The 13,100-nt window shown below is 65.0% G+C and carries 13 protein-coding genes; 9 read left to right on the forward strand and 4 right to left on the reverse strand.

Going from position 1 to position 13,100, the window contains the following annotated elements; all coding sequences use genetic code 11:
* Window positions 1-4: 4 nt before the first annotated feature.
* Together ACM2ZB_RS17120 and ACM2ZB_RS17125 are read right to left on the reverse strand one after the other, a co-directional pair.
* Complete coding sequence (locus ACM2ZB_RS17120; protein ID WP_416056338.1) at window positions 5-583, reverse strand: ankyrin repeat domain-containing protein; 579 nt, start codon at window positions 581-583, stop codon at window positions 5-7.
* Between the two features lie 297 nt (window positions 584-880).
* Window positions 881-1,717: an ankyrin repeat domain-containing protein gene (locus ACM2ZB_RS17125; RefSeq protein ID WP_416056339.1), complete on the reverse strand. Its 837-nt coding sequence runs from the start codon at window positions 1,715-1,717 to the stop codon at window positions 881-883.
* A gap of 125 nt (window positions 1,718-1,842) precedes the next feature.
* Here ACM2ZB_RS17125 and ACM2ZB_RS17130 point away from each other — a divergent pair, with 125 nt between their 5' ends.
* From ACM2ZB_RS17130 to ACM2ZB_RS17160, 7 genes are all read left to right on the forward strand, one after another.
* On the forward strand, window positions 1,843-4,224 hold the full coding sequence (locus tag ACM2ZB_RS17130) for an XVIPCD domain-containing protein (RefSeq protein ID WP_416056340.1): 2,382 nt from the start codon (window positions 1,843-1,845) through the stop codon (window positions 4,222-4,224).
* Window positions 4,225-4,392: 168 nt separating this feature from the next.
* On the forward strand, window positions 4,393-5,868 hold the full coding sequence (gene trpE, locus ACM2ZB_RS17135; RefSeq protein WP_416056341.1) for an anthranilate synthase component I: 1,476 nt from the start codon (window positions 4,393-4,395) through the stop codon (window positions 5,866-5,868).
* Window positions 5,869-5,938: 70 nt separating this feature from the next.
* On the forward strand, window positions 5,939-6,718 hold the full coding sequence (locus tag ACM2ZB_RS17140) for an SIMPL domain-containing protein (protein ID WP_416056342.1): 780 nt from the start codon (window positions 5,939-5,941) through the stop codon (window positions 6,716-6,718).
* A 2-nt stretch (window positions 6,719-6,720) separates the two neighbouring features.
* Window positions 6,721-7,308 carry an anthranilate synthase component II gene (locus ACM2ZB_RS17145; RefSeq protein WP_014038739.1) on the forward strand — a complete coding sequence of 196 codons (588 nt, stop codon included), beginning with the start codon at window positions 6,721-6,723 and terminating at the stop codon, window positions 7,306-7,308.
* A 16-nt stretch (window positions 7,309-7,324) separates the two neighbouring features.
* Window positions 7,325-8,356, forward strand: coding sequence for an anthranilate phosphoribosyltransferase (trpD, locus tag ACM2ZB_RS17150; protein WP_313440904.1), 1,032 nt, complete (start codon window positions 7,325-7,327; stop codon window positions 8,354-8,356).
* Window positions 8,357-8,430: 74 nt separating this feature from the next.
* The gene (gene trpC / locus ACM2ZB_RS17155; RefSeq protein WP_416056343.1) at window positions 8,431-9,225 is read left to right on the forward strand and encodes an indole-3-glycerol phosphate synthase TrpC; all 795 of its coding nucleotides are present in this window, start codon (window positions 8,431-8,433) and stop codon (window positions 9,223-9,225) included.
* Window positions 9,222-9,938: a haloacid dehalogenase-like hydrolase gene (locus ACM2ZB_RS17160; RefSeq protein ID WP_416056344.1), complete on the forward strand. Its 717-nt coding sequence runs from the start codon at window positions 9,222-9,224 to the stop codon at window positions 9,936-9,938. The genes trpC and ACM2ZB_RS17160 overlap by 4 nt, the downstream gene beginning before the upstream one ends.
* Window positions 9,939-10,019: 81 nt before the next feature.
* Here the strand turns inward: ACM2ZB_RS17160 and ACM2ZB_RS17165 are convergent, their stop codons facing one another.
* Both ACM2ZB_RS17165 and crp read right to left on the reverse strand, forming a co-directional pair.
* On the reverse strand, window positions 10,020-10,781 hold the full coding sequence (locus ACM2ZB_RS17165) for a sulfite exporter TauE/SafE family protein (protein ID WP_416056345.1): 762 nt from the start codon (window positions 10,779-10,781) through the stop codon (window positions 10,020-10,022).
* 94 nt (window positions 10,782-10,875) lie between these two features.
* Window positions 10,876-11,565 carry a cAMP-activated global transcriptional regulator CRP gene (gene crp / locus ACM2ZB_RS17170; RefSeq protein ID WP_079225401.1) on the reverse strand — a complete coding sequence of 230 codons (690 nt, stop codon included), beginning with the start codon at window positions 11,563-11,565 and terminating at the stop codon, window positions 10,876-10,878.
* 149 nt (window positions 11,566-11,714) lie between these two features.
* Here crp and speD point away from each other — a divergent pair, with 149 nt between their 5' ends.
* The gene (speD, locus tag ACM2ZB_RS17175; RefSeq protein ID WP_006473908.1) at window positions 11,715-12,509 is read left to right on the forward strand and encodes an adenosylmethionine decarboxylase; all 795 of its coding nucleotides are present in this window, start codon (window positions 11,715-11,717) and stop codon (window positions 12,507-12,509) included.
* Window positions 12,510-12,677: 168 nt separating this feature from the next.
* Window positions 12,678-12,998 (forward strand): DMT family transporter, encoded by a 321-nt coding sequence (locus ACM2ZB_RS17180; RefSeq protein ID WP_108747533.1) that lies wholly within the window; start codon window positions 12,678-12,680, stop codon window positions 12,996-12,998.
* The last annotated feature ends 102 nt before the right edge of the window (window positions 12,999-13,100 follow it).

The following is a 13,100-nucleotide window of genomic DNA, read 5'->3' on the forward strand; positions in this document are numbered from 1 at the left end:
CAGCCTACAGCAGGGGGATGTCTTCTTCCCTGCTCGGGAACTTGAAGGCCTCGCGCTTCCTGCGGATGTGCTCTGGCATAGGCGGCCGCGGGATGTTGCGGTCAGCCAACCACTGTTGGCACTTCTTCTGCCAGGGCAGGTTGTCGGGCGTGGTGATTTCCCAATAGATGTCCTCGACCATCACCTGTCGAGGCGATTGGGTGGTTCCATCGATGGGTGGCAGGGAAATTGTCGGGTCGGCCCCATGTTCGAGCAACCAGTAGGCGTAATCGAACCCTCCTCTGCCTGTGTATAGGCTAAGAACGGTGTCGTTCTTGCCTAGGTTTGGTTCGTTGACGCGGGCCCCGTTTTCAACCAGAAGCTGGATATTCTTCCACTGGTTGCCGCTGATGAAAGCCTGATACATCAGCGTTTCATGGTTGGAGTTGCGTGTGTTCGGATCTCCTCCGTGCTTGAGCAGAGCATCGAGGAAGCGCGGGTCGTCCATTTTTGCCGCATAGACCATTGCGTTGTCGAAGTTGATCAACTGCCCGTTCATCTGCTTCGACTCGCGGGTGTTGGGGTCTGCGCCGACATCGAGCATCGAGCAGGACTTTGAGTCCTTCGATGCTGCGGGCTCGTAGCGGCCATGCGATCAGAGGAATTCCGTCGCGCGATGAAAAGGTCTTGTCCGGATCGACGCCTTCCTCTTTGACGATGTGACGTATGGCATCGGAGTCGCCGCTTTCGGCGGCAATCGCCAGCTGTAAAGCTCTGCCTTCGAAGTAGCCGTCAGCACCGTGTAGTGACTGCGGAACGCACGCCGAAAGAAGAATCAGAACTGTTGCCAGGAGGGTAGGCCGATCGAGATGTCGCAGGCGAACATCCATGTCAAAAATCCTTACAGCAGTGGGATATCTTCTTCCCTGGTCGGGAAACCAAATGCTTCACGCTTGTCCCGAATTCCCTTGGGCATGGGGGGGCGAGGTATGTTCCGTGCCATCAGCCATTGTTGGCACTTCTTCTGCCAGGGAAGCAGGTCGGGCGTAGTGATGCCCCAGTAGATGTGTTCGGCAACAAGCATACGGTCAGGTTCGCCGGTTGAGGACGTGAGCATTACAGTGGGATCAGCGCCATGCTCCAGGAGCCAGTAGGCATGCTCGAATGCCCCGCGAGTTGTATACCAGCTGATGACGGTGTCGGCACTGCCTCGATTCTGCTCGTTGACGTCAGCGCCGTTCTCGACCAGAAGTTTGACGTTTTCCCACTGATTGCCCGCAACGAACGCCTGAAACAAGAGGGTCTCGTTGGCAGAGTTGCGCGTGTTGGGGTCACCTCCGTGCTTCAGTAGAAGTTCGAGGAACCGGGGGTCGTCCATCTTGGCTGCGTAGACCATGGCGTTGTTGTAGCCAAGCCTGCGCCCGTCAACCGTCTTGTAGGCGCGTGCGTTCGGATCGGCACCGTTGTCCAGCAGCGCCTGTAATCCGTCGAGATTTCGCGCGCGGAGCGGCCAAGCCAGCAGGGGGATTCCGGCATCACGTGCGAAGATTCTGTCGGGATCTACACCGTCGTCTTTCATCAGTCGACGGATGGCATCTGAATCACCATTCTCAGTTGCTGCTGCGAGTTCCAGATCCTTCCCCGCAAAATACTGTTCTGCGCCATGGCTTGATGACAGCGCGCATCCGCTCGCTACCAGCAGCGCAGCACATAGTGAGATGAGGAGGATCTTCTTCACACTTCCAAATACATGAATGGGCATATTGAGTCCGCAGGCGCAGCTTGACGCGTGACATTAGCAAACGGTTCTGATAATCGATAACTGTCGGGATATTCCCGCCCGCAAGGTGAATGGAGTGTGTCATGACGGATCACGACATCGAGGCGCGCGTACGCGCAATCCAGGAGCAGCGCGAACTCGTGGGCCAACTACGAGCAAGTGGCAACGACACGCAGGCAGACCGTCTGCAGGAGACGTACCACGCGCGGGAGATGTCCGGGCTTGCCTCCGACGTGTATCAATCAGCCCGGCATTCCGGTGAGCCACCGGCAGGTTGGATCCGTGCAAGCACCGATCCGGCTGCATTGCGCACGGCGGGGATCGATCTGACCGACGACGCCATCCGTAAGATGCTGCAGCCGCCTGAGTCGGGTTTCCGCGCCGAGATCTACATCCCCGACAAGCGCGTCTTCGGCGAGGAGGCCAGACCCGTCGTGGTATACAAGGGATCCACGGGTGAGATTCTCGACCCGCTGGCGCCCAATGGAAAACGCGAATCCGGCGGTGAGGACTTCCTCAACAATGGTCAGCAGGGGATTGGCATGCGCAGCGACTACTATGATCGCGCGATGTCATTGGCGACACTGTTGAATGATCGCATTGGTAACAACTTCGAAATAGCCGGCCATTCTCTCGGCGGCGGCATGGCTTCCGCCGCTTCCGCCGTCACCGGCGCACGCGCCACCACGTTCAATGCCGCGGGCCTGCATCCGGCAACGCCATCGCGGTACGCCAAGGACAACGGCCTGCCGACCTTCGACACGCAGCAGACGGTGCACACCTACCAGACCACCGGTGAAGTGCTGAACGATGTGCAGAACGGCATGCACCGGCTCAGCGAGCAGCAGCGCCGCGGCTACGGCTTGCTGGCCAACGAGCTGGGCATGGTGCTGAAGGACCCGGTCATGCAGAAGGTCGTCGGCGAGAAGCTGCGCGAGATGCTGCCGCCAGGTGCGCAGACCGCTGCAGCACAGTTCATCGAGCAGCTGGCGACCCAACCGGGTCAGCAGGCGCTGCGCGATATTCCGCTTGCGGCTGGGCGCCTCGAACTGCTGCTCGAGGCCAGGACGCGCGATGCGCAGGGCGTGCTGGTTGACCGCCCGCATACCGCGGCACCCAGCCAGGTCGCGGAGCTCGCCGGCCCGATATCCACCGTGCTGCATTCCACTGCCGTCGGCATGCACATCGGCCGCCGGGCGGGCGAGCAGGTTGAAAAGGCAGGCGCCGTCGCCGCCCAGGTATTGGACAGAACCGGTGATGGCGTCGAACGCGGCTTGAAGACCGAAGGCATGGCCATCGGTCAGATGGTGAACATGGGCTCGGCCAGCCTGCAGGTGAGCACGCGCGCGGCCAGCACGGTGATCGCTTCGGGGCGCGAACTGACCGGCAGCATCGAAGCCACGGCGCACCGGGTGCACTCGCAGGCCGGTGCCGGTGGCTTGTCCGCACTGTCGTGGGTGGCTGGCCATATCGGCATGGACAAGGTGGCCGACAAGCTGACCAGGCAGGCCGAGGCCGTTCGCGACCAGGGTGAGCAACATGCGCAGCACGCGACAAAGCAGGCCCATGCCGCCGCCGCGGGCGTCCGCGCGACGGGCGACCGCGTAGCCGCCGCCATCAACCACGATGGGCAGTGGGTGGCGGGCAAGCTGCAGAACGGGTTTGCCACGGCAGGCGCGCATGTGGATCGCGGCTATGACTTCATGGCGTCCCACGTGAAAGGCATCACGGCCACAGCGCCGGTCACGCTGGCCACCGTGGGCGGTGCAACAGCGGGCGTCGTAACAGCGGCTGCCACGCACGTGCCGACCGGCAATCTGCCGCAGGACATCGTGAAACTGCACAACCTGGACCAGTCCGCACGCGTGGTTCGCGGGATCGGCGCGGCGTTCAGCGAGGCGACGGCCCGCCATGGCATGGACCCGACCGTCATTCCCAGCCTGGATTCGGCGCTGATCTCGCAGGAGGCCGCCGCGCGCAAACTGATCGAGCAGCAGCCGAGCATGGCGCCTGCCGGTGACGGCCGACCCGCCAGCCACACGCCAGAACCCGCGCCCCGGACAACGGGCATCGATCATCCCTCCCATGCCGGCAATCCCCTGTTCCTCGGCGCCCAAGCCGGCGTCCACGCCCTGGACCGCGCCCATAACCGGGTGCCCGACCTGCAGAGCGACCAGCTGGCTGGCGCGTTGGCGGCCCAGGCCAAGCGTGACGGGTTGGAGACCATCTCCCATGTGGTCCTCAGCGGCGACCATGCACGGGCCTTTGCCGTCGACACCGCCGACCTAAACGCCCCGCACCGGCGCCATGCGCATGTCGAGGTGGCCCAGGGCATGGCCCAGCCGCTGGCCGTGAGCACGGCCCAGGTGGATGCCCTCGTCGCTAACCGGTCCGCGGCCGTGGAACAGGGGCTGGCCCAGCAGCAGGTGCAGGAGTCGCAGGAGCAGGCGCGACGCATGGCCTGACCCGGTGCCCGGGCGCCGGGGTTTCACTCCCGGCGAAGCTGCGTTACAGTCATTGGGTGTCCAGCCTGACGACCCCGCATACCCTTTCTTCCGCACGCCGTTGGTGGCGATGGTGGCCCGTTGCCGTCGTCCGCCCCCATAACGCTGTGTCCCGGAAGGAAAGTCGTCTTGAATTCGCTCGCTCAGTTTCAGCAGCAGGCCGCTGAAGGCCACACCCATATCCCCGTCGTCCGCGAAGTGTTGTCCGACCTGGACACGCCGCTTTCGGTCTATCTGAAGCTCGCCGACGGCCCCAATACCTACCTGTTTGAATCCGTCGAAGGCGGCGAGCGCTTTGGTCGTTACTCGATCATCGGCCTGCCGGCGCGCCGCGTGTATGCCTTCCACGGCCACACCCTGACCGTGCGTGAAGACGGCCAGGTGGTGGACACCCGCGAGGTGACCGACCCGTTCGCCGAGGTCGAGGCGCTGCGCAGCGCCCACTCGGTGCCGAAGCTGGATGGCCTGCCGGGCTTCACCGGTGGCCTGGTCGGCTGGTTCGGCTTTGAATGCATCGGCTACATCGAGCCACGTCTGGCCCCGCCGGCTAACCGCGATGAGCTGGGCACGCCGGACATCCTGCTGCTGGATTCCAACGAACTGGCGGTGTTCGACAACCTCAAGGGCCGTCTGTACCTGATCGTGCACGCCGACCCGCGTGTCGAGGGTGCGTTCGAGCAGGCCCAGGCCCGCCTGGATGCGCTGACCGCCAAGCTGCGTGCGCCGGGTGCGGGCTATCCCGCGCCGCTGACCAGCGACGTGCTGGACGAATCCGATTTCATTTCCGGCTTCACCCGCGAAGGCTTCGTCGATGCGGTCCAGCGCAGCAAGGAATACATCCGCGCCGGCGACATCTTCCAGGTGGTGCTGAGCCAGCGCCTGAGCGTGCCGTTCAAGGCGCGCCCGGTGGACGTGTACCGCGCGCTGCGTGCACTGAACCCGTCGCCGTACATGTATTTCCTGGATGTGGGCGACCTGCAGGTGGTGGGTTCGTCACCGGAAATCCTGGTGCGCCTGCAGGATGGAGAAGTGACCGTGCGCCCGATCGCCGGCACCCGCCCGCGCGGCGCCACCGTCGAACAGGACCTGGCGCTGGAAGCCGAACTGCTGGCCGATCCGAAGGAGCGCGCCGAGCACCTGATGCTGATCGACCTCGGCCGCAACGATGCCGGTCGCGTGTCCAAGGCCGGCACCGTGGAAGTGGGCGAGCAGTTCGTGATCGAACGCTACAGCCACGTCATGCACATCGTCAGCGAAGTGACCGGGCAGCTGCAGCCGGGCCTGAGCTACGCCGACGTGCTGCGCGCCACGTTCCCGGCCGGCACGGTCAGCGGCGCGCCTAAGATCCGCGCGCTGGAAGTGATCCGCGAGCTGGAGCCGATCAAGCGGAATGTCTACGCCGGCAGCATCGGCTACATCGGCTGGCACGGCGATGCCGATACCGCCATCGCCATCCGCACCGCGGTCATCAAGGATGGCCGCCTGTACGTGCAGGCTGGTGCCGGCATCGTCTACGACTCGGACCCGGACAAGGAATGGGACGAGACGATGAACAAGGGCCGCGCGCTGTTCCGTGCCGTCGCCCAGGCCGCCAAGGGCCTGTGAGCCTTCCCGTGCCGTGGCCCGCGCCGCGGCACCTTCCGCTGCTGTTCCCGTTCAAGACAAGGAGTACCGCATGAAGCTGCTGAGCGCATTGCTGTGGTCGTCGCTGCTGGCCACGATGGCCCCGTCTGCATGGGCGCAGGCCAACACCATTCCCTCGCAACCGCATCTGCTGGTGAAGGGGCAGGGTACCCGCACGGTCATGCCCGACCGGTTCGGCCTGCAGCTGAACATCGAAGAGACCGACATGGATGCCGATGCGGCGCGACGCCGCGTACAGGACAACGTCGCCCGTGTGCTGGCACTGTTCAGGCAGCACAAGGCGGTGGACGGCAGCGTACGCGCGGACAACCTGCGCATCGGCCCGGCAACGCGCTATGAGCAGAGCCGGCAGGTCTTCATCGGTACCCGCGTGTCGCGTCAGCTGCGTGCCAGCTTCGCCAGTGTGAAGGCGATGCAGGACGTGCTGGGTGCGCTGAAGGCCAATGAGAACGTGCAGGTCAGCAGTGTCGCCCCGACCTACTCGGACGAAGTGGCGCTGCGCCGCGAGCTCAAGGGCGAGGCTGCGGCCCAGACCCGCGAGTCCGCGCAGGGCCTGGCCAAAGCCTATGGCACCCAACTCCGTGGGCTGTACAGCATTTCCGATGTGGCGCCGAATTTCGCCTACGGCATCCAGGCAGGCAGCTGGCCCAGCCGTGGTGACCTGGTAACCCCGCCATCGCCGCCCGCGCCGGAGGCGCCGATGAACAGCATCGAGGGCACCGGTTCGAACGTACGCGAATCCATCGAAGCCGGCCCCATCACCTACACCGAAAACGTGTACGCCATTTTCCTGATAAGCGACGGAACCTGACCATGTTGTGGATGATCGACAACTACGACAGCTTCACCTACAACCTCGTGCAGTACCTGCAGACGCTGGGCGCCGAGGTGAAGGTGGTGCGCAACGATGCGATGAGCGTGGACGAGATCGCCGCGCAGAAACCCGAGCGCATCGTCATCTCGCCTGGCCCGTGCACGCCCAACGAAGCGGGCGTGTCGCTGGAGCTGATCCAGCGCCTGGGCCCGACCACGCCCATCCTCGGCGTCTGCCTGGGCCACCAGGGCATCGGCCAGGTGTACGGCGGAACGGTCATCCGCGCCGGCAACATCATGCACGGCAAGACCTCGCCCATCCGCCATGAAGGCAAGGGCGTGTTCGCCGGCCTGCCGGACCGTTACCAGGCCACCCGCTACCACTCGCTGGTGGTGGACAAGAACAGCCTGCCCGATGTGCTGGAAGTAACCGCCTGGACCGAGAACGACGACGGCTCGATCGAAGAGATCATGGGCCTGCGCCACCGCCAGTTCCCGGTGGAAGGCGTGCAGTTCCACCCCGAATCCATCCTCACCGAACACGGCCACGCCCTGCTGCGCAATTTCCTGCAGCGTCCGGCGGCCTGATCCAAGGAGCATTCCCATGAGCTTCTCCCCCCAGGAAGCCCTGCAGCGCACCATCGAACACCGCGAGATCTTCTTCGACGAAATGGTCGACCTGATGCGGCAGATCATGCGCGGCGACGTGTCGCCGATGATGACCGCCGCCATCCTCACCGGGCTGCGCGTGAAGAAGGAAACCATCGACGAGATCGCCGCGGCGGCCACGGTCATGCGTGAGTTCGCGCTGGCGGTGCCGGTGGCTGACAGCACCCACCTGGTCGATATCGTCGGCACCGGTGGCGATGGCTCGCACACCTTCAACATCTCCACCTGCGCGATGTTCGTCGCCGCTGCCGCCGGTGCGCGCGTGGCCAAGCACGGCAACCGCAGCGTGTCGTCCAAGTCCGGCAGTGCCGATGCAGTCGAAGCGCTGGGCGCGGCCATCGAGCTGCAGCCGGCGCAGGTGGCCGCTGCAATCGAGCAGACCGGTATCGGCTTCATGTTCGCGCCGATCCACCATCCGTCGATGAAGGTCGTGGCGCCGGTCCGCCGCGAGATGGGCGTACGCACCATCTTCAACATCCTGGGCCCGCTGACCAACCCGGCCAGCGCGCCGTCGGTGCTGATGGGCGTGTTCCACCCCGATCTGGTGGGCATCCAGGCACGCGTGCTGCGCGAGCTGGGCACCGAGCGCGCCATGGTGGTCTGGGGCCGCGACAACATGGACGAGATCTCGCTGGGCGCCGGCACCCTGGTGGGCGAGCTGCGCGATGGCAAGGTGCGCGAATACGAGATCCACCCGGAAGACTTCGGCATCGCCATGTCGGCCAGCCGCAACCTGCGCGTGGACAGCCCGGAGCAGTCCATCCAGATGCTGCGCGCGGTGCTGGACAACACGCCGGGCCCGGCGCTGGACATCGTCGCCCTGAACGCCGGTGCCGCCCTGTACGTGGCCGGCGTGGCCAGCGACATCGGCGACGGCCTGGCCCGTGCCCGTGCCGCCATCGCCAACGGCAGCGCCCGCCAGCGCCTGCAGCAGTACGTTGATACCACCCGCGCGCTGGTTGCCTGAGCGCGCGGTTCAGCCTGACCCACCCGATGGCCGATAATGGCCGTCCTCACCGCCCCCGCACCGAACCGACGACGATGAGCGACATCCTGCAGACGATCCTGGCCCGCAAGGCCGTAGAAGTGGCCCAGCGCCGCGCCCAGCGCCCGCTTGAGGCGCTGCAGGCCGCCGTGGCCAGCGCCCCGCCGGTACGTGGCTTCGTGCGCGCGTTGCAGGCGGCGGTGGCCAACGGTGACCCGGCGGTCATCGCCGAGGTGAAGAAGGCCAGCCCGTCCAAGGGCGTGATCCGCCCGGACTTCCGCCCGGCCGACATCGCCGTCAGCTACGAATTCGGCGGCGCCAGCTGCCTGTCGGTGCTGACCGACGTCGATTTCTTCCAGGGCGCCGACGCCTACCTGCAGCAGGCCCGCGAGGCCTGCACGCTGCCGGTGCTGCGCAAGGACTTCGTGATCGACGCCTACCAGGTGTACGAGGCGCGCGTGCTGGGCGCCGACTGCATCCTGCTGATCGTGGCCGCGCTGGACGACACCCAGCTGGCCACCCTGTCCGAACTGGCGCTGTCGCTGGGCATGGACGTGCTGGTGGAAGTGCATGACATCGACGAGCTGGAGCGCGCCCTGCAGGTGCCGGCGCCGATGATCGGCATCAACAACCGCAACCTGCGCACCTTCGAGGTGTCGCTGCAGACCACCCTGGACATGCAGAAGGCCGTGCCGCGCGACCGCCTGCTGGTGACCGAGAGCGGCATCCTCGGCCCGCAGGACGTGGCCCTGATGCGCGATGCCGGCATCCACGCCTTCCTGGTGGGCGAGGCCTTCATGCGCGTGGAAGAGCCGGGCGAGGGTCTGCGTCAGCTATTCTTCGCAGCATGACAACGCACTATCCAACGCCGCGCGAGGATGCGCCGCTGGTGGTCTTCGACTTCGACCACACCCTCTACGACGGCGATTCGGGCACCCACCTGTTCGCCTCGCTGATCAAGCGCAACCCGCTGCGCATGCTGGCCGCGCTGCTGGTCACCCCGATCGCCGGGCCGCTGGTGGCGATGCTGCCGACGCGGCGTACCGGCATTTCGGTCTATGTGTGGATCGGCAGCTTCGGCCTGCACCGGGCGCGTGACTTCAACAAGGTCATCGACGCCTACGTGCTGCGCAACGAAGCGCAGATGCGCGCCAAGCTGCTGCCGCAGGCGCTGGAGGTGTTCGCTGCGCACCGCGCCAAGGGGGACCGCGTGGTGGTCGCCACCGGCGCACCGCCGGAGCTGGCCCGTGCCATCCTGGCCTTCGTGGCCCACCAGGATGTACCGGTGATCGGCACCGAAGTCGGCCCGCGCCTGGGCGGGGTCGGCCCGACCCGGCACTGCCACAACGAAGAAAAGATGCGCATGCTGCGCGAGCGCGGCTACGGGCAGATCGATATCGCCTATTCGGACAGCACGGCCGACCTGCCGCTGCTGCTGGCCGCCAAGTCGCCGGTGGTGGTGAACCCCAAGCCGGGCAAGGTGGACTTCTTCCGCCGCGTGCTGCCGGCCGGTACCCGCATCCTCAACTGGGGTTGCGTGGACCGCGGCGGCGACAAGGCCTGATCCGAGCCTGTTGTAGAGCCGAGCCATGCTCGGCTGCTTCCCCACCAGAAGCAGCCGAGCATGGCTCTACAGGTCCTGTGCTCAGCGCCCCAGGTACCCGAACACCGCATGGCCGATCTGGAACAGGCTGATGCCCAGCACCAGCACGCCCACCGCGATCAGCACCCAGCGCTCCTTCAGCCGCTTCACCAGCAGCGCGGCCACGGGCGCGGCCATCATGCCGCCAATCAGCAGGCCGGCGACGATCTGCAGGTGCTGCAGCCCCATCGACAGCAGGAAGGTGGCTGAAACCGTCAGGGTGACCACGAATTCGGCGGCGTTCACCGTGCCGATGGTGGTGCGCGCCTGGCCGCCACGGGCGAGCAGGGTGGAGGTGGCCACCGGGCCCCAGCCGCCGCCGCCACTGGCGTCCAGGAAGCCAGCCACCAGGCCCAGTACTGGCACCCGCTTCACTTCGCCCTTGGGCATCAGCCGGCCGGCAGCGCGGGCCAGGATGATGATGGCCAGCACCAGCAGATAGAGATAGATCAGCGGGCGGATCACTTCGCCCGGCAGCTGGGTCAGCCCGTAGGCTCCGATGGCGCCGCCCAGTGCGCCGGGCAGGGCCAGGCGGAAGAACAGCCGGCGGTCGACATTGCCGGCCACCAGGTGCGATACGCCCGAGGCGCCGGTGGTGAACACCTCGGCGGTATGGATGGCTGCGCTGGCCTGCGCCGGCGGAATGCCCATGGCCAGCATCACCGACGATGACACCAGGCCAAAGGCCATGCCCAGGGCACCATCGACCAGCTGTGCGCCCAGGCCGATGAGGATGAACCACCAGAATTCGCTGCTCAGTTCCATGTACCGAGCCTAGCGGATGCAGGTGTGCGGGGCGTGCGATGGCATGTCGCACGTCCCCGGACCCGCCGGGCCATGCCCGGCGAACGCAGGTTTCTCAACGGGTTCCGTACAGCACCACGGTCTTGCCGCGGGCATGCAGCAGGCCATCGGTCTGCAGCTTCTTCAGCACGCGGCCGGCCATTTCACGCGAGCAGCCGACCAGGCGCGCCAGTTCCTGGCGCGACACGCGCAGCTGGCTGCCCTGCGGGTGGCTCATCGATTCCGGCTCCTGGGCCAGATCGTGCAGGGTGCGCACGATGCGGTCGGTCACATCCAGGAAGGCCAGGCGGCTGGCCTTGCGGCTGGTATCCAGCAGCCGCTTGGAAATCTGCTGGCCCAGCGCGTACAGCAGGCGCGGGGCATCGGCTGAGAGCGGGCCCAGGAACAGCTGGTGCAGGCGCTCGTAGCTGATTTCGGCCAGTTCACAGGCGGTACGCGTGCGCAGGATCACCTCGCGGCGGTCCGATTCCACGAACAGGCCCATCTCGCCGACGAACTCGCCAGCGCCGAAGTAGCCCAGCACCAGCTCACGGTCGTCATCTTCCTCGGCCATGATCGAGACCGAGCCGCTGATGACGTAATACAGGGTTCCCGCCGGGTCTCCAGGGCGGAAGACGTCGGTCCGGGTGGGGTAGCGCCGCCGGTGGCTGTGCGCCAGGAAGCGATCAATAGTTGCGATGTCCAAGGCCAATGGGCTGCTAGCTAGGCGCACGGTTGACACGATAGGGGCGCTCCCTCTGCGCATGAACGGATTCACAGGTTCGATGGCGGAGCTTAACCAGCGCACCTGTTAAGGGCAAATAGTGTGCCAGAGTCATCAGCACTTCACGTTCCCCCCAGCGACACTTTGCCTCATAATTCATCCTTTCCCTTCTTACACAGGAATCGACCGCCGTGGTCAAGCCGTTGCCTCGCCTGAGGCTGCAGGGTTTCAACAACCTCACCAAGGCGCTGAGCTTCAACATCTATGACGTGTGTTACGCGCGCACCGAAGAGGAGCGTCAGCGTTACATTGAATACATCGATGAAGAGTACAACGCCGACAGGCTGACTCAAATCTTGACCGATGTCGCCGAGATCATCGGCGCCAACATCCTGAACGTGGCCCGCCAGGACTACGATCCGCAGGGTGCTTCGGTGACGATCCTGATCTCCGAAGAGCCGGTGATCGACAAGAAGCAGGCCGGCAAGGAGCTGATCTCCGACGCCGTGGTCGCGCACATGGACAAGAGCCACATCACGGTCCATACCTACCCGGAAACCCATCCGCAGGAAGGCATTGCGACGTTCCGCGCCGACATCGACGTGGCCACCTGTGGCGTCATTTCGCCGCTGAAGGCCCTGAACTACCTGATCGAAAGCCTCGAGTCGGACATCGTGATCATGGACTACCGTGTCCGTGGCTTCACCCGCGATGTGAAGGGCAAGAAGCACTACATCGATCACAAGATCAATTCGATCCAGAACTTCCTGGCCAAGAACATCAAGTCGCGTTACGAGATGTTCGACGTCAACGTCTACCAGGAAAACATCTTCCACACGAAGATGCACCTGAAGGACTTCGACCTGGACCAGTACCTGTTCGAGGAAAAGGCCAAGAACCTGTCGTTCAAGGAACGCATGAAGATCGAAGCGCTGCTCAAGCGCGAGATCGAAGAGCTGTTCCACGGCCGCAACCTGTCCGAGTAAGACCCCGTGCGCGATGCCCCGCGGCATCGCCACCCAGGCGGGACGACCCGCCCCGTGGAACACGCGCTCTGCGCAAATGAAGTTCCACGGTGATGTACCGACCCACGGCCCGGTGTGAAAACACCGGGCCGTTTTGTTTTTCTTCAAAAAGGTAAGGAGCCCCCACCCATGCCCTGGATCTACCTGCTGCTGGCCGGCCTGTTCGAGATCGGTTTCGCCCTTGGAATGAAGTACTCCGAAGGCTTCAGCAAACCCCTGCCCACCGCCGCGACGGTGGTATCGGCCCTGATCAGCCTGTACCTGATGAGCCAGGCGATGAAGAGCATCCCGGTCGGCACGGCCTACGCCATCTGGACCGGCATCGGCGCCATGGGTGTGGCGGTGCTGGGCATCTTCCTGTTCAACGACAGCGCTTCGCCGGCCCGCCTGGCCTGCGTGGGCCTGATCGTGGCCGGCGTGATCGGCCTGAAGCTGGTGTCGCCCAACTGAAAGGTGGGGTCGGATCCTTTTCCCGATGGGAAAAGGCTCTGACCCCTGCAGGTGGCGCGATCCATCGTGGGGTCAGAGCCCTTTCCCGATGGGAAAGGGATC

Source organism: Stenotrophomonas maltophilia, assembly GCF_047782825.1.
GTDB lineage: Bacteria > Pseudomonadota > Gammaproteobacteria > Xanthomonadales > Xanthomonadaceae > Stenotrophomonas.